Annotated in this window: 16 protein-coding genes; 12 read left to right on the top strand and 4 right to left on the bottom strand. The window is 65.3% G+C overall.

Going from position 1 to position 19,852, the window contains the following annotated elements; all coding sequences use genetic code 11:
- Positions 1–571: 571 nt before the first annotated feature.
- Together IEX33_RS12945 and IEX33_RS12940 are read right to left on the bottom strand one after the other, a co-directional pair.
- Entirely contained in the window at positions 572–1,831 is a 1,260-nt protein-coding gene (locus IEX33_RS12945; RefSeq protein ID WP_188730759.1) for an MFS transporter, read from the bottom strand.
- Complete coding sequence (locus IEX33_RS12940) at positions 1,828–2,205, bottom strand: MarR family winged helix-turn-helix transcriptional regulator (RefSeq protein WP_377090857.1); 378 nt, start codon at positions 2,203–2,205, stop codon at positions 1,828–1,830. Before IEX33_RS12940 ends, IEX33_RS12945 begins: the two co-directional genes overlap by 4 nt.
- A 456-nt stretch (positions 2,206–2,661) precedes the next feature.
- On the opposite strand from IEX33_RS12940, the gene IEX33_RS12935 reads away from it, so the two are divergent.
- The 7 genes from IEX33_RS12935 to IEX33_RS19560 all read left to right on the top strand — a co-directional run bounded on the left by IEX33_RS12935 (position 2,662) and on the right by IEX33_RS19560 (position 10,707).
- Complete coding sequence (locus IEX33_RS12935; protein WP_188730755.1) at positions 2,662–4,731, top strand: beta-galactosidase; 2,070 nt, start codon at positions 2,662–2,664, stop codon at positions 4,729–4,731.
- An 11-nt stretch (positions 4,732–4,742) separates the two neighbouring features.
- The gene (locus tag IEX33_RS12930) at positions 4,743–5,723 is read left to right on the top strand and encodes an ABC transporter permease (RefSeq protein WP_104186269.1); all 981 of its coding nucleotides are present in this window, start codon (positions 4,743–4,745) and stop codon (positions 5,721–5,723) included.
- Between the two features lie 170 nt (positions 5,724–5,893).
- Positions 5,894–6,763, top strand: a complete 870-nt coding sequence (locus tag IEX33_RS12925; RefSeq protein ID WP_188730919.1) for a carbohydrate ABC transporter permease — start codon at positions 5,894–5,896, stop codon at positions 6,761–6,763.
- 6 nt (positions 6,764–6,769) lie between these two features.
- Entirely contained in the window at positions 6,770–8,404 is a 1,635-nt protein-coding gene (locus IEX33_RS12920) for an ABC transporter substrate-binding protein (protein WP_188730753.1), read from the top strand.
- 48 nt (positions 8,405–8,452) lie between these two features.
- Complete coding sequence (locus tag IEX33_RS12915; RefSeq protein ID WP_188730752.1) at positions 8,453–9,133, top strand: YesL family protein; 681 nt, start codon at positions 8,453–8,455, stop codon at positions 9,131–9,133.
- A gap of 31 nt (positions 9,134–9,164) precedes the next feature.
- Entirely contained in the window at positions 9,165–9,950 is a 786-nt protein-coding gene (locus IEX33_RS12910) for an alpha/beta fold hydrolase (protein WP_188730750.1), read from the top strand.
- 100 nt (positions 9,951–10,050) lie between these two features.
- A complete protein-coding gene (locus IEX33_RS19560) occupies positions 10,051–10,707 on the top strand; it encodes a recombinase family protein (RefSeq protein WP_322790420.1) in 657 nt (218 codons plus the stop codon).
- On the opposite strand, the gene glsA is transcribed toward IEX33_RS19560, so the two are convergent.
- Both glsA and IEX33_RS12895 read right to left on the bottom strand, forming a co-directional pair.
- On the bottom strand, positions 10,676–12,490 hold the full coding sequence (gene glsA / locus IEX33_RS12900) for a glutaminase A (protein ID WP_188730749.1): 1,815 nt from the start codon (positions 12,488–12,490) through the stop codon (positions 10,676–10,678). The two genes, IEX33_RS19560 and glsA, sit on opposite strands and share 32 nt — an antisense overlap.
- A 372-nt stretch (positions 12,491–12,862) precedes the next feature.
- Positions 12,863–15,232, bottom strand: a complete 2,370-nt coding sequence (locus IEX33_RS12895; protein ID WP_188730748.1) for a glycoside hydrolase family 3 N-terminal domain-containing protein — start codon at positions 15,230–15,232, stop codon at positions 12,863–12,865.
- 216 nt (positions 15,233–15,448) lie between these two features.
- Here IEX33_RS12895 and IEX33_RS12890 point away from each other — a divergent pair, with 216 nt between their 5' ends.
- From IEX33_RS12890 to IEX33_RS12870, 5 genes are all read left to right on the top strand, one after another.
- Positions 15,449–16,567, top strand: a complete 1,119-nt coding sequence (locus IEX33_RS12890; RefSeq protein ID WP_188730746.1) for a Gfo/Idh/MocA family protein — start codon at positions 15,449–15,451, stop codon at positions 16,565–16,567.
- 28 nt (positions 16,568–16,595) lie between these two features.
- The gene (locus IEX33_RS12885) at positions 16,596–17,546 is read left to right on the top strand and encodes a DUF6807 domain-containing protein (RefSeq protein WP_188730744.1); all 951 of its coding nucleotides are present in this window, start codon (positions 16,596–16,598) and stop codon (positions 17,544–17,546) included.
- Positions 17,547–17,548: 2 nt separating this feature from the next.
- Positions 17,549–18,280 carry a cupin domain-containing protein gene (locus IEX33_RS12880; protein ID WP_188730742.1) on the top strand — a complete coding sequence of 244 codons (732 nt, stop codon included), beginning with the start codon at positions 17,549–17,551 and terminating at the stop codon, positions 18,278–18,280.
- Between the two features lie 30 nt (positions 18,281–18,310).
- A complete protein-coding gene (locus IEX33_RS12875; RefSeq protein WP_188730741.1) occupies positions 18,311–19,336 on the top strand; it encodes a LacI family DNA-binding transcriptional regulator in 1,026 nt (341 codons plus the stop codon).
- A gap of 167 nt (positions 19,337–19,503) precedes the next feature.
- Positions 19,504–19,848: an iron chaperone gene (locus IEX33_RS12870; RefSeq protein ID WP_188730739.1), complete on the top strand. Its 345-nt coding sequence runs from the start codon at positions 19,504–19,506 to the stop codon at positions 19,846–19,848.
- The last annotated feature ends 4 nt before the right edge of the window (positions 19,849–19,852 follow it).

Genomic DNA, 19,852 nt, shown 5'->3' with positions numbered 1-19,852 from the left:
TGCGGGCGGGCCCGGTGGCTGGTTTGGGGCAGGCGGGCCGGGTGGCTGAGCGGGCGGTTGTGCCGGCGGCGGTCCAGGATCGGGCCGCTGCTGCCCTCCGGGTACGGGCCGTTCCTGGCCCTGTTCCGGACTTGGGGACTGGCTGCGCGCTCCGCCGCTGGTGGGGTTGCCGCCAGGGCTGCCGGACTCAGTGGGCTGGCTCGATTGTGACGTGCTGTTGCTGGGAGCCGGCTCACCATCGCCGCCGGTTGCCATGCACGCAGACAGCAGCAGCGCCAGGGTGACCGCCCAGGTGAGGGCGATCGGGCGGCGGCTGCAGGAGTGCATCTCGCACCATCACTATCTGTACTGCCCGGGTTCCAGCCTTGGGTAGGGTCCCGGCGGCCACGGAAGGCATGGACCGTCAGGCGATCATTGCGTCCACTGGAATTAGACCCTCCAGGCGTTACAGCGGCGTTACTGCCTGCGGACAGCGAACGACGGCGGTGCGGGCCGCCGAAGCAGCCCCACCAGGGGTGCCTCCAGGCGAAGTCCGCAGCGCCGCCGTCGTCCGTTGCCTGGTTGCGTTGACCTAGACGGCAGGCTCGCGGCGCCGCCGGAACACCAAGCGGAGGTTGTCCCGGAAGCTCAGGCTGCTCCGCCGGCTGACCACAATCACGGCGGCCACGGCCGCCAGCAGCACGATGATCCCTCCGGCCGCCACCGACCAGCGGGCGCCGAACTCCGAGCCGATCCAGCCCATGAGCGGAGCGCCCACGGCGGTTCCGCCCTGGAGCACGGCAAGGTACAGGGCCAACACCCGCCCGCGGAACTGGGGCTCCACCGAGAGTTGGATGCTCGTGTTGCAGCTGTTCAGGAAGGTGATGGAGGCCAGGCCCACCGGGATCAGGACTGCTGCATACAGCCAGAACGACGGCGATACGCTTCCCAGGAGGGTAAAGGCGCCAAGCCCGAGCGCCCCGCCCAGCAGGAACCTCAGCCGCGGACCGGCCCTCCGTGCGGCAAGGAGCGCCCCGGCCAGGGTGCCCACCGCCATGATGGAGCCCAGCAGCCCGAACTCGCCGGGGCCCACCCCGAACTCGGTGGTGGCCATGAGCGCGTTGGTGATGGGAAAGTTCATTCCGAACGCGCCGAGGATGCCCACCAGGACCATGATCAGCACCAGGTCCGGGCGGTTGCGCACGTAGCGGACACCTTCCGCCACCTGGTGCTTGCCCCTGCTGGCGGGCGCCGAGGGAGCAAGTTCGGAGGTCCGGATCCGGAACAGCGAGATGATGACCGCGCCAAAACTGGCGGCGTTAAGCAGGAACACCGGGCCGGTTCCCACCCAGGCAATCAGGACGCCGGCGATGGCAGGGCCGGTAAGCCTGGCCGTGTTGAAGGACGCGGAGTTCAGGGCCACCGCGTTGGAGATGTTGTCCTGGCCCACGAGTTCGGAGACGAAGGCCTGCCGTGAAGGGGCGTCCACGGCGCTGGCAATTCCAAGGCAGAGGGCGGCGAGGTAGGCGTGCCACAGTTCGGCGGTGCCGGTGACCACCAGCAGCCCCAGCGCCAGCCCGGTCAGGCCCATGGCCACCTGCGTCCACAGCAGGATCACCCGTTTGCGGTAGCGGTCCGCCAGCACTCCGCCATATGGTCCGAGGATCAGCATGGGAAGGAACTGCAGGCCGGTGGTGATGCCGACGGCGGCGCCGGAGTAGTTGGTGAGGACGGTCAACACCAGCCAGTCCTGGGCTATCCGCTGCATCCACGTGCCGATGTTGGACACCAGCGCGCCGCTGGCCCAGATCCGGTAGTTCCGGTTCTCCAGGGCCCGGAACATGGCGCTCATGTGCCGCTCATTTCCTGCATGATGTGCGCCGCGCGGCTGAGGATCTGCCGGTCCTCTTCGCTCAGCCCGGCCACCCGCTGTGCCAGCCATGCGGTCCGCTGGTTCCGGGCCTCGGCCAGGACTGCCCGGCCGGCGTCGGTGATGTCCACGCGGACCTGGCGCCCGTCGTCGGGGTTTGCCGCCCTGGACACGAAGCCCTGGTCCGCAAGCGCGTTGACGATCCGCGTCATGGACGGAGCCTGCACGTGCTCGCTTTCGGCAAGTGCGCGGAGGGTGCTGGGCCCGTTGCCGTTCAGGAGGGCCAGGACCGTGTACTGCCCCGGGGTGATGGCGTCACCGGTGGCCTCGACGCGGAGCCGGCGCGAGGTGCGCATGACGGCCGTGCGGAGATCTATGGCCAGGCTGTCCGGGCTGGCCGATCCGGTGGTTTTGGGGTTCTGGGTGTCGGTGGTGGTCACGCCGGGATTGCGCCTCCTGAAAATACTTAGCACTGCTAATTAGTCCTGCTAATAAGTATGCTCCTGTTCCTGATGTCCGGCAAGGAAGTGTGCCTGGACTAACAGCCTTCCTGGGCCTTCCGATACTTTCCGTGTTCATCAGGAAGGGCCGGTCCGCGCAGTTCTTTAGGCCGGACGAGGTCGTTTCAGACCAGACAATCCGCCGCTGACCTGCGCATCGTCTGCCCCAAGCGGATTTTGCCCCTCCCGCGGGAGGGCGCTTTCACTTCATATAAGACTGTTGTTATTGCTGAAACTTTACGATAGTTTCTACGTGTGATGCAGGTCGCAACGGTGGGGAGCCGGCGGCCATTTGCCTACCAAAGGACAATGATGACCAGCGAGCCTCGCGCCAGCACCCCCGAAACCCGCCTCAAACGCCTGCACGAGAGGCTGGGCGGCATAGCCTACGGCGGGGACTACAACCCGGAGCAGTGGCCCCGCGAGGTGTGGGAAGAGGATGTCAGCCTCATGAAGGAGGCAGGGGTCAACCTGATTACGCTGGCTGTCTTTTCCTGGAGCCGGCTGGAAACCGCGGACGGCGTCTATGACTTCGGTTGGCTGGACCAGATCATGGGCCTGCTGCACGAAAACGGCATCGGCGTGGATCTTGCCACTCCTGACGCCGTCCCGCCGGCCTGGCTCGTTGCCCAGCACCCGGACATCCTTCCGGTCCTGGCGGACGGCACCACGTTCGGTTTCGGGTCCCGCCAGCACTTTGACGTCTCCCACCCCGCCTACCGCGAGAAGTCCCTGGCCATGGCCGAGAAGATGGGGGAGCGTTATGCCGGCCATCCCGCCCTCTGCATGTGGCACGTCAACAACGAATACGGACCCGTTTCCTACGGACCCCACGCGGACCGGGCCTTCCGTGAATGGCTGCAGCAGAAGTACAGCAGCCTGGACGGTCTCAACACCGCCTGGAGCACGGACGTGTGGGGCCAGGTCTACTCTGACTGGAGCCAGGTCAACGCCCCCGCCCAGCCCCGCACCTGGTCCAACCCCTCCCGGCGCCTGGACTACCACCGGTTCACGTCGGACAGCATGCTGGAGCACTACAAGGCCGAACGGGACATCCTGCGCCGGCACACCCCGGACCTGCCCATCGTCACCAACTTCATGCGCTTCTACAAGAACAACGACTACTGGGCCTGGGCCGCGGAGGAGGACGCTGCCGCCCTGGATATCTACCCGGACCCACGCGAGGAAGACGCCCACGTGGCCGCCGCCCTCAACTTCGACCTGATGCGCTCGCTCCGGAATGGCCAGCCCTGGCTGGTCATGGAACAGGCCACCGCCGCGGTGAGCCAGTGGTCCGTCAACGTCTCCAAACTCCCCGGGAAGATGCGCCTGGGCTCCTACCAGGCGATCGCGCAGGGCGCGGATTCCATCCTCTTCTTCCAGTGGCGCCAGGCCAAGGGCGGCACGGAACGCTTCCACTCCGGCATGGTCAACCACGCAGGGCCCAACACCCGTGTCTTCCGGGAAGTCTGCGAACTGGGCCGGGAACTGAAGGACCTTGGCGGCATCACCGGCACACGGTCCGCTTCCAAGGTGGCCATGGTCTTCGACTGGGACTGCTGGTGGGCCCTGGAACTGGGCAACTCGCCGCGCTCGGACCTGAACTACACCCAGGAAGTCCTCCGTCTCTACCGGCCCTTCTTCGACGCGAACATTCCGGTGGACTTCGTCAACACCGCCTCAGTCCTCAGCCAGTACAGCCTGGTGGTCCTGCCGGCGTCGTACCTCCTCTCCGACGATGCCGCGCAAAGGTTCGAGGACTACGTTGCCGGCGGCGGGCGCCTGGTGGCCAGCTACCTCTCCGGCATCGTGGACCCGGACAACACCATCCGTCTGGGCGGCTACCCGGGCGCCCTCCGCAGCGTCCTGGGCGCCTGGAGCGAGGAGATGCACCCGCTGGCCGGCGAGGGTGAGGAAGTAAAGATTTCAACGGCCGACGGCGGCACGGCTTCGGCCAGTTACTGGACTGAGCACCTGCATACCGAAACAGCGGACGTCCTGGCGAGCTACGCGTCCGGACGTCTTGCCGGCTCACCCGCCGTCACCCGCAACACGTTCGGCAAAGGAACCGCCGTCTACTTGTCCGCCAGGGTGGACAGCGCCTTCCTGGAGGACCTGCTCGCGGCCGAGCGCGCTGCTGCGGGGATCCGCCCGGAACTCGACGCTCCGCCGGGAGTGCAGGTCCGTCGTCGTACCGGCAAGGGACGCAGCTATCTGCTGGTCCTGAACCACAATGACGCACCTGCCCGCGTGGACGTCAAAGCCGGCGGCGCGGACCGCCTAACCGGCAACGCCGTGCAGGGAACCGTCGAGCTCGCAGCCCACGGCGTCCTGGTGATCGAAGAACTTACAGACCCCAACCCCTCAGACACCGCCCGATAGGAGGCCCCACCATGGCCATGCGACTGGAAGTACCTCCCGAGGCGGTCACCCCGGACCCGCCCGGCACCACCCGGAACCGCCGCAACAAACCCGGCAGCTGGGGGCTGGCCCTGAAACGGGACTGGCGGCTGTACACGCTGGTGCTGCTGCCGCTGGCTTACTTCGCCGTGTTCCGTTACCTGCCGATGGCCGGCAACGTGATCGCTTTCCGGCAGTTCCAGCCAGGCGGCAGCATCTTCGGCGAGAAATGGGTGGGACTGAAGTACGTCACCCTCTTCATCAACGATCCCAGCTTCTGGCAGGCATTCCAGAACACCATCATCCTGGGCGTCCTGACGCTGCTGTTCTGCTTCCCGATGCCCATCATCTTCGCCTTGATGCTGAACGAGCTGCGCTCGCAGAAGTTCAAGAAGTTCGTCCAGACCGTGGCGTACCTGCCGCACTTCATGTCCGTGGTGATCATCGCCGGCATGATCCTGCAGAACTTCTCCATGACGGGCACGGTCAACCAGATCGCCAATACAGTGTTCGGCACCACGGTGAACTTCACCCAGGACGCCGGCTGGTTCCGGCCCATGTACATCAGCTCCGAGGTGTGGCAGACCATGGGCTGGGGCGCTATCCTCTACCTCGCCGCGCTGACCCGCGTGGACGAATCGCTGTACGAGGCCGCCCGGATTGACGGTGCCAACCGCTGGCAGCAGACCTGGCACGTGACGCTGCCGGCCATCCGGCCCACCATCATCACCCTCCTGATCCTGAACATCGGCACGTTCATGGCCGTGGGCTTCGAAAAGATCCTCCTGATCTACAACCCGCTCAACTACGCAACGTCAGATGTCATCTCCACCTACCTGTACCGGGTGGGCCTGGAGTCCAGCAACTTCAGCTATGCCGCAGCCATCGGAATGTTCGAATCCGTCATCGGCCTCACGCTGATCCTCTCCGCCAACGCCATCTCCAAGCGGCTCGCCGGAACGAGCCTGTGGTGAAAGGGCCAACCATGAAGGGCGAAACCATGAACCAGGCCGGCACCACTGAAAGTTCCAGCACCGCGCCGGGCACCGCGGGGGAGGAAGGCTCCGGCAGTAGGCCCGCCGGCGCCAAGCCCCGCTTCCGCGCCGGGCGCAGCCCCAAGGAAACCGGGGTGCTGCTCAAGGACATGAAGGTCTCCCGCGGCATGCGCGTGTTCAGGATGTTCAACCTGGTCTTCCTGCTGGTGGTGGTGTTCCTGACGCTTTACCCGTTCATGAACATCATCGCCCAGAGCTTCTCCAGCGAAGGGTTCATCAACGCGGGCCAGGTCAACCTGTTCCCCATGGGGTTCAATACCGAAACGTACAAGCTGATCCTCGCCGACTCCACTTTCTGGAACAACTACGGCAACACGGTCCTGTACACGGTGGTGGCAACGGCCATCTCCATGGTCCTGACCACCAGCTTCGCCTACGCCATCGCCAAGAAGGACCTGAAAGGCCGCAGCGTGTTTATTGGCATCGCGGTGTTCACCATGTTCTTCAACGGCGGCCTCATCCCCAACTACGTGCTGATCAGCTCGCTGGGCATGCGGGACACCCTGTGGGCCGTGGTGCTGCCCAATGCCATCAGCGTCTTCAACCTGCTCATCATGAAGTCGTTCTTCGAAAACATGCCCCGCGAACTGGAGGAAGCCGCCGCCATTGACGGGCTTACCCAGTACGGTGTGCTGTTCAAGGTGGTCCTTCCCCTGAGCAAGGCCATCGTGGCAACCATGGTGCTGTTCTACGCCGTAGCCAACTGGAACTCCTGGTTCCAGGCCTTCCTCTACCTGGACAATCCGGACCTGTTCCCGGTGACCATCTACCTCCGCAACATGATCGCCGGGGTCACCACCGCCGACTCTGCCGGCGGCACGGCGGAGAACCTCGGCCAGATCGCGGCGAACATCCAGTCGGTCACCATCGTCCTCACCGTCATTCCCATCTTGTGCATCTACCCCTTTGTCCAGAAGTACTTCTTCACGGGCGTCATGCTCGGTTCCGTCAAGGAATAACCCCTTATGAAAGGAAAACCCATGATCCGCAGACGAGAGTTCCTGGGCCTCTCCGCCCTCGCCGCGTTCGGCCTGGTGGCGGCAGGCTGTGACTCCGATTCAGGCACCAAGGTGGACACCTCCAAGGCCCGCACCGGAGCCATGGACAGCTTTGGGGTGGGGGATACGTTCAAGGCGACGGCGCCGGTGAGCTTCACCTTCCTCTTCAGCGACCAGCCCTCGTACCCGTTCAAGAAGGACTGGCTGCTGTTCACCCAGATGGCCACCGCGAACAACGTCACGCTGGAACCCACCATCGTGCCGAGCAGCGATTACGAGCAGAAGCGCAGCCTGCTGATCAGCTCGGGCAACGCCCCGGAAATCATCGCCAAGACCTACCCGGGCCAGGAGAGCGCGTACGTCTCGTCCGGGGCGGTCCTGCCGGTCAGCGACTACGTGGACCTGATGCCGCACTTCCAGGACAAGGTGAAGAAGTGGAAGCTCGAGCCGGAGATCGCCGGACTCACGCAGGAGGACGGCAAGTACTACGTGCTGCCCGGGCTGCATGAGGAGCTGTGGCCGGACTACACCCTGGCCTTCCGCACCGACATCCTGGAGAAGGAAGGAATCGCGGATCCAAAGACCTGGGACGAGTTCCGCGAGGTGCTGCGCAAGCTGAAGAAGGCCTATCCGGACGTGGTGCCGTTCTCTGACAGGTTCAACGGCAACAGCGTGCTGAACATCGCCGGCAACGCGTTCGGCACGGTGGCGGGCTGGGGACTGGTGGACGGGCTGAACTTCGACGAGGACAAGAAGGAATTCGAGTTCGCCGCCGGCACCTCCAGGTTCAAGGAACTGGTGACCTACTTCAATTCCCTGGTGTCCGAGGGCCTGATGGACCCCGAAAGCTTCACGCAGACGGACGATTCGGCCATCCAGAAGTTCACCTCCGGCAAGTCGTTCGTCATCAGCGCGAACTCGCAGAACATCATCACCTACCGCACGTCCATGGAGCAGTCGCTGGGCAAGGGCAACTTCACCGTCCGCAAGATCACGGTCCCCGGTGGCCCAGCGGGGGACCTCATCGGCGGCTCGCGGCTGGAGAACGGCATCATGCTCAACTCGTCCGTGAAGGACAAGGACACGTTCGTGGCGCTCATGCAGTACATCGACTGGCTCTTCTACAGCGATGCCGGGCAGGAGTTCTCGAAATGGGGCGTGGAAGGCACCACGTTCAGCAAGGAAGGCGGGAAGCGCGTCCTCGCCAAGGACATCAATTTCCAGGGACTCAACCCGGCCGGCACCAAGGACCTGCGGGTGGAATACGGATTCTCCGGCGGCAACTTCGCGTACGGCGGCACCACGGACCTGCTCCACTCCACCTTCAATGAGGAGGAGCTCGCGTTCCAGGAGGCCATGAAGAGCAAGACCCCGAAGCCGGTGTCCCCGCCCGTGCCGTTCAGCGACGTGGACCGCGAGCAGGCCACCTTGGTGCTCACCCCGCTGAAGGACCACGTCAAGCAGAACACCCTGAAGTTCATCACGGGGCAGCGGAGCCTGGGCGAGTTCGACGCCTACCTCAAGGAACTGGACAGCAAGGGCATGTCCAAATACGTAGAGTTGGCGAACAAGGCGTACACGGCTTACGCAGATAAGAAGTAGGAAGTACGACGGCGCCGGCCGCCTTTGCCGGCAACCGAAAGGCAGTGCGTGGTTCAGAAAAAAGCGGAATACGGTGCCGGCCCCCTCTTCAGGGTGGCCGGCGCCGTGGCCGGCGTGATGATGGGCCACGCGCTGCTGGTGCTTGCCAACGTGCTGCTGGTGGTAACGCCACTGCTGGGCAACTGGCTCCTGGTGCTGCTGGCCTTCGTCCCGGTTGGCCCGTCCCTGGTGGCTGCCATGTACGCGTTCAACCGGCTGCTTGCCGGCCATGACACCGGGGTGTTCCGTGACTTTGTGCGGGGCTACCGGATGAACTTTGTGCAGGCCCTGGTGGTGTGGCTGCCATACCTGCTGGTGCTGGCCGTGGTCACCTTGAACCTGGCCGGCCTGCCACTCATCCCCGGCGCCGGACCCGGCGCGGAACCCGCCATCCGGGTGGCGCTGCTGGTCCTGGCGCTCCTGGTGGCAACGGCGGCACTGAACGCCTTGCTGCTGCTGTCCCGGTTCACCTTCCCCGTCCGGGACATCTACCGGCTGTCGCTGTACGGCTTCGGTGCGCAGAAGAGGGTGGCGCTGGGCAACGCCGGCATCCTGTTTGTGGCTGCCTTCCTGCTGCTGATGTCCACCACCTACTTGATGCTGGTGGTTGCCGGGGCCCTGGTGTTCCTGGTGTGCCTCAACTCCCGGCCGCTGCTGCGGTTCATCGAGGACAGGTTCACCAAACGCTGAGGGATCAAACTGTGCCTGTAGGCTCTGGTCCGTGATTGCTCAAGTCTTAGGAGAAGGCCTTCCGCTCGTAGTAATCCACGGATTCGGCGTTGATCATCGGGTCATGCTTCCGTTGGAGGACGCCCTTGATGGCTCCGGGTGGCGACGGATCTATATCGACCTACCGTGGGCCGCGGGAAACGCTGACACGAATGTCTCCAGCGCAGACCACGTCGCGCAAAGCGCTCTGAACGATATCCATAAGTGTCTTGGAGACCGGCCGTTCGCCGTGATCGGCAACTCCTTCGGAGGCATGATTTCCCGGCACATAGCCCACGTGCTTCGGGATCAGGTTCTTGGCTTGGCTACTCTTGCGGGCGTGTACGAGCCGACCCATCAGGCTCGCAGCCTTCCCCGCCGGCAGGTTGTCCGGGAGGACCCGTCTGTCCTGGCTTTGGCTGGCCACGTGCGGGAGGACTACGAGGAAATGACCGTCGTCCAGAGTCAGGCCACGCTGGAGGCATTTACCCGGTATGTCCTTCCTGGTCTTCGCGGAGCGAACCAAGCAATCCTCGAACGAGTGGCGGCGGAGTACGCGCTCTCTGTCGAACCCGAGGTGGCACACCCTGCTCCCTTTGAGGCACCCTCGTTGCACCTTTTCGGGCGTCAGGACCACGTGACTGGCTACGAGGATGGGTGGAAACTGCGCAGCCACTATGTCCGGGGCACCTACGCGGTACTCGACGCCGCTGGCCATAATGCCCATCTCGAACGCCCGGACCTTACTGCCGCGCTGGTGAAAGATTGGCTCGCGCGGACCAGGGCGTCTGCCCAGTGAAGATCGGCTATCGGGCGCCAGAGGTGACATTCAGCGCTGCGATTCACAGCTGGACAGCCAGGCCGTTCTGTGGGAAAGGCCTTGGAGATGAGAAGCCCCCATGGCTGCACATCGTATCGGCTACGTCAGAGTGTCCACGCGCGACCAGAACCTTGATCTACAGTTGGCCGCCTTTAGGGGTGCGGGATGCGATCGCGTCTTTGAAGACACAATGAGCGGGACCAAGGCTGGCCGCCCCGGTCTCGCCGGAGGCCTGAACAGGCGGGGCATTGGCTTTGTCAGTCTCACCGACTCGATCGACACCACCACCGCCTCCGGACGCTTCTTCTTCATCGTCATGGCTTCCCTGGCGCAGATGGAACGCGAGCTTATGGTCGAACGCACCCAGGCAGGCCTACAGGCAGCGCGCGAACAGGGCCGGCTCGGCGGACGCAAACGCATTATGACGGAGGCCAAGATCCGCTCCGCCCGGCAGCTCCCCAGCCAGGGAACGACATCAACAGTCCTCTGCACTCGGCCCGTTCTCTTCACCGCCGCTGCACGATGCCGACGACATACCTGCCGCTCCGCTGGCACACTAGGGGCGCCGGGACGTCGCTCTGGAGCGTCTTCCGGTACTCAACCAAGGCTATGGGACGGAGGCAGGCCGCGACTGGGAAGGCGAGTGGATCGTTGCCGTAGTGATGGGTATGCTCCCGTCCGACCTGCGCCGATAGTCACAGGAATCAGTCCCGGATCCGTACTGCCGTTTCCCTGAGATAAAGGTCCACCCGGGTGTATGCGTCTCGGGTCAGGGCTTTCCACAATTCGAGCGCAAGCCGCTCATCCTCCGACTCCAATCGCGATATCGCGTCTGCCGTGAGGAGTTTGATGGTGACCTTCCCTGTGGCCTTCACCGTGGTTTCCTGCCGATCATCGCTGCCCAGCGCAAGTTCTCCGAAGGTCATCCCCGCACTCAGGGTAGTCAGTTTCACCCGGTGCCCGGTGGGACCGAGCACCGACGTGGTGACGCCGCCGGACAGGATGAAAAACACTCCACCGAAGGATTGACCGATGCGGCGGATGACGTCGCCGTCGTTGTAGGTTCGGTCTTCCATCCGGTCGGCGAGCTTTTGGATGTCCTCATCGCTGAGCGGACTCAGGGCGGGGCACTGCGCGATGTTGACCCGACTTGGCAAATCCAGCTCGGTGCCATAGGTCTCGATGAGCCGGTTCTCGCACCATTCGACAGCTGCCGTCCGTGTGTCAAAAGTCGGGACGTCACGGTCGACGTCCCGGAAAGCATCGGCGAGCGTACCTTCCGCATCTATCAGCACCAGCTCCCGGCCATCAGCGACGAGGTTCTCACGAACCTCGGCAAGGAGGCGCATCGATACGTCCGCAACCTCGTCCACACGACGCAAGTCGAGGATGATGAGCTCCACTTCATCGTTCAGACTGCTCAGTTCCCGGACCATCGACTCCGTGCCGGCGAAAAGGAGGTCGCCGTTCAGTTCAACCACACGGGCGCGGTGACCATGGTCGCGGAGGAGATCCATAGCCTCGTCACCACGGCGGATACCCGAGGGAGCAGCCGAGATGTCGTAGCTCGAGCGAATTGCGGACTTGCCGACACGTGCCGCGCGGACAAAATGGAGCTCCATATCCTGCGAAAGCCGCTGGCTCGTTGCGATGCCGCGCACGCTGCTGCCGTGCTCGTCGAGCGGCGGGGAATAGACAGCCAGGCCCACCTGTCCGGGGAGTACGGAGATGGTCCCGCCCCCGACTCCACTCTTCGCAGGCATCCCGACGGTACTGATCCAGGATCCGGCGTCGTCATACATTCCGCAGGTGGTCATGACCGAGAGGACCCGCTCCACCGGCAAGATCTCCATCACCTGTTTCCCGGTCATGGGGTTCCGGCCGCTGTTGGCAAGGGTTGCCGCCATGAGGGAGAGGTCCAAACAGTTCACCAGGACGGAACACTGCCGGAAATAGTCTTCGATGACCGGCACCGGGTCATTCTCGATGATATTGAAGGACCGCAACAGGTACGCCAGTGCCCGGTTCCGGTGACCATGCTCCAGTTCCGAGGCGAAGATCTCCTCGTCGATGGACAGTTCTCTTCCTGCGAAGGCCGAGTACGTGTTGACGATGCGCTTGATCCGGGTGATGCCGCCCGACGCTTTGATCAGAGAGGTTGCCGTGAGGGCACCTGCGTTGATCATTGCGTTCGCCGGCCGTCCTGTCCCTTCGGCGAGGGAAATCTCGTTGAAGGAATCCCCCGAAGGCTCGACGTCAACCTTCTCGTCCACCTTGTCCAGGCCAAGGTCCGCCAGTGCCAGACCGTAGGTGAAGGGCTTCGAGATGGACTGGATGCTGAACTCTTCCCGGGTGTCCCCGATCTCGTAGACATAACCGTCCACTGTTGTGAGGCAGATCCCGAAGTTGTCAGGGTTGACGTTCGCCATGGCCGGAATAGTGCTGTACGGCTTTCCGTCCTTCAGTTCCGAAATCTCCCGATGAATCCGCGCCAGGTAGCCTTCGATTGGAGATTCCATAAGGGCAACACTATGGGGAGGTATGCGCGGTGCTCAATTCCGTATTATTCAGCGCTTCCTACGGCTGTGCATGATGAGCGAGAGGGCGTGACTGGCTCACGCCTCGCCTGTTCGATCCGCTTGGCATTCAGAACCCGCAATGGGCACCGGTGCCCGTTGGGTTGGATCATCGGAGGGAGCGGATTGGAACTCCGCACAGAAGAGCTAGCACGGATAGGCCGTCTGCTTCATGGCGTCTGGACGGCAAGTATGGGCAATACGTGGTCATCGATGAGGCGCAGGAGGCAGCAGTGACTATCACTGCGCACGAAGAGTCACGCGATGGCGCCTCGCGGAACTTGCCCACGCGGCGATCAGAGACGTGTGCATGGGCTAACTACCGTGCTGGGTGATCCTCACCGGCGTCAGCATTTCGCGGTCGAAACCCACCACGCGGCGCTCGCCGTGAAGGATCACTTCATGGGTGTAGACGTCCTGCGTGCTTGAGGTGGCCACGTGCAGTTTCACCAGACCGGGCGTGACCACGCGCTTCAGGTCCACGCCGGTGAAGGACGTGCGGTCCGCGTGCACGGTGAACTCGACCCTTGCCGAGGACCTGGCCGCGAGTTCCACCCGGGCAAATCCGATCAGCTCCCGCACCGGCCGGACCACCTCGCCCACCGGATCCTCCAGGTAAAGCTGCACCACCTCCGCCCCGTCAACGGGCCCGGTGTTGGTGACCGTGCAGCTCACGGTGACCGCTTCCGCCGTCGACATCGCAGGGGCGCCGGCCACGTGGTCCGAGAACCCGAACCTTGTATAGGACAGCCCGTGGCCGAAGCCGAACAGCGGCGACGGGTCCAGGGCGCTGACGCCGGACGGGCCGGCCAGCCGGCTGCGCAGGTAGGTGCCGGGCTGCCCGCCGGGGGTGCGCGGAACGGACACCGGTAGTTTGCCGGAAGGATTGACGACGCCGGTCAGCGCGTCCCAGAGCGCCTCGCCGCCCTCCTCGCCGGGGAAGAAGCCCTGGATGATGGCGCCGGCGCGGTCCACGAAGTCCCCGAGCGCGTAGGGCCGGCCGCTGAGGACCACCACGACGGTGCGCGTCCCCGCAGCCTCGGCGGCCGCCAGTACGCGGTCAAGCATGCGGTGCTGGTCACCCGGGAGCCGGAGGTCGGCGGCGTCGTTTCCTTCCCCGGACGTGCCGCGGCCGAAGAGGCCGGCGTTGTCGCCCACGGCGATCACGCAGGTGTCCGCCCCGGCAGCGATAGTGCACGCCTCCTCGATCTGTTCCTCCGTGATGGTCTCGCAGGTGCCGGTCGCGGCGCTGCGGACGGACCCGAAACGGGAGGCAGCAGCGTCAGCGACGGTGGGAATGCGGATGCCCATTGGCACGTCAGGATGCGAGGCACCAACGTGGGCGTCGAAGGAATAGCAGCCCAGCATTGCGAAAGGGTCCTGTGCCAGCGGCCCCACGACGCCGAGGAGACCGCTCAAGGTGCCGGGCAGCGGCAGCGCGGGGCCGCCGTCGTGCGTCCTGTTGCTCAGCAGCACCAGCGACTGTGCTGCGATCTCCCGCGCCAGCTCGCGGTTCACCGCGGGGTCAAGGTTGATGGTTCCGGCGGCAAGTGCCGGGGGAGCGGGGTTGAAGTCCGGGGACAGCAGTCCGGCCTCCTGCTTCTGGGTCAGTACGCGCCGCAGCGCGGTGTCCACCAGCGACTCGGCAACTGCGCCCCCGCGGACCCGTTCCTGCAGCGGCATGCCGTAGCAGTTCACCGTGGGCAGTTCCACGTCCACGCCGGCGGTCAGGGCAAGGGCGGCGGCTTCGCCGGAATCGGCGGCTACGCCGTGGGTGACGTTGAGGAAGGCAACGCCGAAGTAGTCGGCCACCACCGTCCCGGCAAAGCCCCACTCGTCGCGGAGCAGGGAGGTAAGGAGCGCACGGTTGGCGGCCGCCGGGAGGCCATCCGTATCCGTGTAGGCGTGCATCACGGAACGGGCTCCGCCGTGCTTGATGGCCAGTTCGAACGGCGGCAGCATCACATCGGCCAGCTCCCGCGGGCCCATGGACACCGGGGCGTGGTTGCGGCCGGCGCGGGACGCGGAGTAGCCAACGAAGTGCTTGAGGGTGGCCACGATCCCTGCCCCCTCCAGGCCCTCCACGTAGGAGCTGGCCAGGATGCCCACCAGGTACGGGTCCTCGCCGATGGTCTCTTCCACCCGGCCCCAGCGCAGGTCGCGCACCACGTCCAGCACAGGGGCAAGGCCCTGGTGGACGCCGAGCTGCCGCATCTGGTCCCCGATCAGGCCAGCCATCTGCCGGACAAGGGCGGGGTTGAAGGTGGCGCCCCAGGCCAGGGGCACCGGGAACGCCGTGGCCTTCCATGCAGCCAGGCCCGCGAGGCATTCCTCATGGACCTGCGCGGGGATGCCGAAGCGGGAGGCTGCCATGATCTGTTCCTGCGCGGCCGCCAGCCGGCGGGCACCCTCCAGCGGCTCCACGGGGACGGTGCCGTACATGCGGGTGATCTGTCCCAGGCCGTGGGAGATCACTTCCTCCCAGGAACGGCCATCACCGGCCATCTCGCTTTGCAGGGGAGCCACGGAGTCGCCGTCCGTTGAGGCATTGACCCAGACGCCGGCCAGCTGCGCCAGCTTCTCTTCCAGCGTCATCTCACGGATCAGGCGTTCGACGGCGTCGCTGCCGCCGGCCGGAACGCTGTCCTGGCGTAATGCTTGCTTCTCGGCGGCACCGCTAGTCACGGGCTTCTCCTAGGGATCGTGTGTGTTTCTCTGAAACTATCAGAAACTTATTACAACTTTCTAGGTCCAAAATCCTTGACGGGGGATCAATAAGCTCCATACGGTTGATTGCAGGCGCGGAAAGAAGCTCAACCTTGTGTTCGAAACTTCTGTATTTGCCTTAGAAAGTTTCGAATCCTTTACGGCAACAACATTTACTGCAACGACGGAGAAATCATGCGGACGTACAGAGTGGCCATCGTGGGAACCGGCGGGATAGCGGCGGTGCACGCGGACAACCTTGCCCGGACAGGCGGGAGGGCGGAGCTCGTGGCTGCATGCGATGTGGACCAGGGCAGGCTGGACGCCTTCGCCGGCCAGCACGGCATTGAGGGCAGGTACCTCGCTCTCGCCGACCTGCTGGCCGGGGCCAAACCGGACATCGTGCATCTCTGCACCCCGCCCATGTTCCATATCGACCAGGCCATCGAGTGCCTGGAGGCGGGCGTCCACGTCCTGTCCGAGAAGCCGCCGGCGCTTAGCCTCGCTGACTTTGACCGGCTGGAGAAGGCGCAGGCAAAGGGTGGTGCACAGTTCTCCTGCGTCTTCCAGCACCGCTTCGGCGATGCGTCGGCGGCTGCCAGGGAACTGATCGGAGCCGCGGAATTCGGCCGTCCTCTGGTGGCCCGCTGTGACACGCTCTGGTACCGGCCGGACAGCTACTGGGACCTGCCCTGGCGCGGCACCTGGAACGCCGAAGGCGGCGGACCCACCATGGGCCACGGCATCCACCAGTTCGATCTTCTCCTGCACCTGCTGGGCCCGTGGGCGGAAGTCACCGCCATTGCCACCCGGCAGGACCGTGCCACCTCCACCGAGGACCTGTCCGCGGCGCTGGTCCGGTTTGAAAACGGCGCGGTGGCCACCATCGTCAACTCGCTGCTGTCACCCCGGGAAACCTCGGACATCAGGATCGACTGCGAGTTCGCCACCGTGGAACTGAGCCACCTTTACGGCTACAGCACCGACAACTGGACCATCACGGCCGCCCCCGGCCACGAAGAACAGGTCAACAACGCGTGGACAGGGCAGCCGCTGGAACGGGGGAGCGGGCACTCGGCGCAGTTCCTGGCCATGTATGACGCGCTCGACGCCGGGCGTCCCCTCCCAGCCGACGCCGACTCCGCACGGCAGACGCTGGAACTTGCCGCCGCCATCTACGCCTCCGCCTTCACTGGCACCCCGGTCCGGCGCGGCGACATCGTCCCCGGCCATCCGTTCTACGCCGGCATGGACGGCGAAGGACTGGGCGCCGAAGTGCTGGATGCCACCGCACTCCGCGCCGCCCGCGCCTGACAATCCACACCTTTCAAGGAGACTCCTTATGACCACCCCCGCAGCCACCACGACCCGCCAGCTGGCCGTCCTGGACGACGGCGCGGCCCTGAGCTTCAGCGCCTACGGCCGGACCATCGCCACCTATACCTACAAGCCCACCGACGACCAGTACGAAAGCCCCCGGCCGTTCTTCCACCCGCTCACCACCCTGGACGGCGACGAGGTCACCATTTCGCGCCCGTGGGACCACGTCTGGCACAAGGGCCTGTCCTGGGCCCTGCCCAACGTGGGAAAGCACAATTTCTGGGGCGGCGCCACCTACACCCGCGCCACCGAGTACGCGAACCTGGACAACAACGGCGCCATGACCCACCAGGCATTCGCGGCGGTCAATGAGACTGAAACCGGGATCACGGCGTCGGAATCCCTTACCTGGACCTCCCAGGACGGCGAGCCGGTCATCGCGGAGAACCGCCGTTTCACCATCCGGCTCCTGGACGCCGAAGGCACGGAGGGCGCCTACGCCATCCTGTTCGAGTCCGAAATGAGCAACATTTCCGGCGAGGTCATCACCATCGGAAGCCCCACCACCGAAGGCCGGGACAACGCCGGCTACGGCGGGCTGTTCTGGCGCGGCCCGCGGTCCTTTACCGGCGGTGAGTTCCGCAGCCCGGAGGGAACCGGCGGGGACGAGTTCATGGGAACCCGCTCACCGTGGATCGCCTTCACCGGGAAGCATGACGACACATGCCGGTCCTCCACCATCCTCTTCACGGAGGACAGCACCAACCCGGGCGCCCCCGCCCAGTGGTTCGCCAGGTCATCGATGTTCGCGTGCTTGGGCTCCGCCCCGTTCTTCAGCCGGGAAGTGCCGCTGGAGGAAGGCTCACCGCTGACCTACCGTTACGCCGTGGTGATCGCCGACGGCGCGGTGGACGAGGCGCGTGCCGGGGCCCTGGCCGGGGCGGCGCAGCAGGCACTGGAAAGCTGGGCATAGCGGTGGCGTCCACTTTCCCCGGGGCCACCGGACTGTCCGAGGTCACCATCTATGACTGGCCCGGCGCGGACGGCTGCGCCGGCGGTTCACCGCACATGCACACCGCCTCCACGGAAGCTTATGTGGTGCTGGAAGGCACAGGCCGGCTGGAGACCCTGAACTCGGACGGCTTCACCTCCACGCCGCTGGAGCCGGGAGTGGTGCTGTGGTTCACCCCCGGAACGGTGCACCGCGCCATCAATGACTCGGGCGATCTCAAGGTCCTGGTGGTGATGCAGAACGCCGGGCTGCCGGAAAATGGGGACGCCGTCATGACGTTCCCGCCCGAGCACCTCACGGACGCCGAATCGTACGGAAGGGCCGCCGCCCTGGAGATTAAGGATGCCGACGCCGGACTGGCCGAAGGGGAGGAAGCGGCCCGCCGTCGTCGTGATTTGGCGCTGGAAGGGTACTTTGCGCTGAAAGCCGCCGTGATTGAGTCCGGGCCCGCGGCCCTCGCGGAGTTCCATGCCGCGGCTGCCCGCCTGGTGGCTCCCCGGACCGCAGCCTGGGCCGAGGTGCTGGCTGGAGGCGCAGCGGAGCAGGCGGAGAACACCCGGCAGCAGCTGGCCTCTCTGGACGCGGCGGAAAGTTTCTACCTGGGCAAGGCGCGGACTACCATGGGGCAACGGAAGAATCGCAGGGTTTACGGCATGTGCGGCCGCATCCAGACGTGGGAACTTTCCGATAGCTAAGCCGGGCGCTGTCCCGGCCGAAAGGACGGCTTGGTGAGCAAGCAGGACACGGGACGCGCCACGATCAGTGAGATTGCCCGCGAAGCCGGGGTATCCGTTCCCACTGTTTCCAAAGTGCTGAACGGGCACGCCCATGTGGCGGCGGAGACCCGGGCCCGGGTTGAGGAGATCATTGCCCGGCGTGACTATGCCCGGCGCCCGGCCAAGCAGCGGAAGAAGGCCGGGCTGGTGGACCTGGTGTTTCCGGGAATGGGCTCCGAATGGGCCCTGGAAATCATCGAGGGCGTTGAGCGCGTGGCGCAGCTTGCCGGCTACGGCACGGTGGTGAGCAGCCTCAGCCTGGACGGCTCGCGCATCCGCCCGTGGCTGGCGAACGTTGCCGAGCGGAAGTCGGACGGCCTGCTGATGGCGGTTTACCAGCTGGACGCCAAGCAGATCCAGCGGATCAAGTCGCTCGGCATCCCGGTGGTGCTGATTGATCCGGTGGGGCAGCCCGGCCCGGACCTGATGACGGTGGGCGCAGCCAACTGGGACGGCGGGTACTCGGCCACGCAGCACCTGCTGCAGCTGGGCCACAAGCGGATCGGCATGATTGGCGGCCGCGAGGACCTGCAGTGCAGCAGCGCGCGCGAAGACGGCTACAGCTCCGCGCTGCGCCGGGCAGGGATTGAGGTGGATCCTGCACTGATGGTTCCCGGCGACTTCTCCATCGAGTCCGGCGAGGCCGCCACCCGAAAACTGCTGCAGCTGGAGGACCGGCCCACCGCGATCTTCACCGGCAACGATGATCAGGCGCTGGGTGCCTACCGGGCCGCGCGCGCGGCTGGGCTGAGCGTCCCCGAAGACCTGTCCATCGTGGGGTTTGACGACATCCCCGCGGCCGAGTGGGTGGAGCCGGGGCTGACCACAGTCCGGCAGCCCGTGGTGCAGATGGCCGAGACGGCCATGCGCGCCCTGCTCCGCCACCTGGACGGGGACGAGGAACTGCCCCAGCGGATCGAGCTGGGAACCGAGCTGGTGGTGCGCGGCTCCACGGCCCCACCGCGCAAGGGCTGACCAGCCGCGCGGCAGGTCTGTTGCCGGCGGCCCAACGCCCATAGGGTGGGGCCATGGCTGAGTCATTTCGGCCGTCGGGGCGGCGGTGCGTAAGGCGATCCGGGCTGCGAAAGCGTAGCGCGAAAGCCCGGCGTCGCCGGGCGTACGCCCGGGTCTAGACTGTCCGCATGGGTGACGTTGCCGATTCCCTTGCCGCCATGGCTGAGCCTGAACGCGGCTGCCTGCAGCGGGTTATCGCGGCCGCGCAGCGCATCGTCCCGGACGCCGAGGAAGGCCGAAGCTACGGGATGCCTGCCCTGAAGCTGGACGGCAAACCGCTGATCGGCGTGGTGGCGGCCGCCAAACACCTGTCCATCTTCCCGTTCTCGCCCGAGGTGGTGGACGCCGTCGCACCCAGGCTGGAGGGCTTCTCACTGTCCAAGGGCACAGTCCGCTTCACCCCGGACCATCCCGTCCCCGAGGACGTGGTGGAGGAGATGGTCCGGCTGCGGCGGGCGGAGATCCGGAAATAACGCA

It is taken from the genome of Pseudarthrobacter scleromae (assembly GCF_014644515.1).
In the GTDB taxonomy this organism is placed as follows: Bacteria; Actinomycetota; Actinomycetes; order Actinomycetales; family Micrococcaceae; genus Arthrobacter; species Arthrobacter scleromae.
Note: the sequence above shows the minus strand (reverse complement) of the source record. Positions and strands in the feature narration are given on the sequence as shown.

What these genes read in the sequence shown, in the direction of transcription:
- IEX33_RS12945 (WP_188730759.1), bottom strand. Translation starts at nt 1,831, where the DNA reads ATGAGCGCCATGTTCCGGGCCCTGGAGAACCGGAACTACCGGATCTGG.
- IEX33_RS12940 (WP_377090857.1), bottom strand. Translation starts at nt 2,205, where the DNA reads ATGCGCACCTCGCGCCGGCTCCGCGTCGAGGCCACCGGTGACGCCATC.
- IEX33_RS12935 (WP_188730755.1), top strand. Translation starts at nt 2,662, where the DNA reads ATGACCAGCGAGCCTCGCGCCAGCACCCCCGAAACCCGCCTCAAACGC.
- IEX33_RS12930 (WP_104186269.1), top strand. Translation starts at nt 4,743, where the DNA reads ATGGCCATGCGACTGGAAGTACCTCCCGAGGCGGTCACCCCGGACCCG.
- IEX33_RS12925 (WP_188730919.1), top strand. Translation starts at nt 5,894, where the DNA reads ATGAAGGTCTCCCGCGGCATGCGCGTGTTCAGGATGTTCAACCTGGTC.
- IEX33_RS12920 (WP_188730753.1), top strand. Translation starts at nt 6,770, where the DNA reads ATGAAAGGAAAACCCATGATCCGCAGACGAGAGTTCCTGGGCCTCTCC.
- IEX33_RS19560 (WP_322790420.1), top strand. Translation starts at nt 10,051, where the DNA reads ATGGCTGCACATCGTATCGGCTACGTCAGAGTGTCCACGCGCGACCAG.
- glsA (WP_188730749.1), bottom strand. Translation starts at nt 12,490, where the DNA reads ATGGAATCTCCAATCGAAGGCTACCTGGCGCGGATTCATCGGGAGATT.
- IEX33_RS12890 (WP_188730746.1), top strand. Translation starts at nt 15,449, where the DNA reads ATGCGGACGTACAGAGTGGCCATCGTGGGAACCGGCGGGATAGCGGCG.
- IEX33_RS12885 (WP_188730744.1), top strand. Translation starts at nt 16,596, where the DNA reads ATGACCACCCCCGCAGCCACCACGACCCGCCAGCTGGCCGTCCTGGAC.
- IEX33_RS12870 (WP_188730739.1), top strand. Translation starts at nt 19,504, where the DNA reads ATGGGTGACGTTGCCGATTCCCTTGCCGCCATGGCTGAGCCTGAACGC.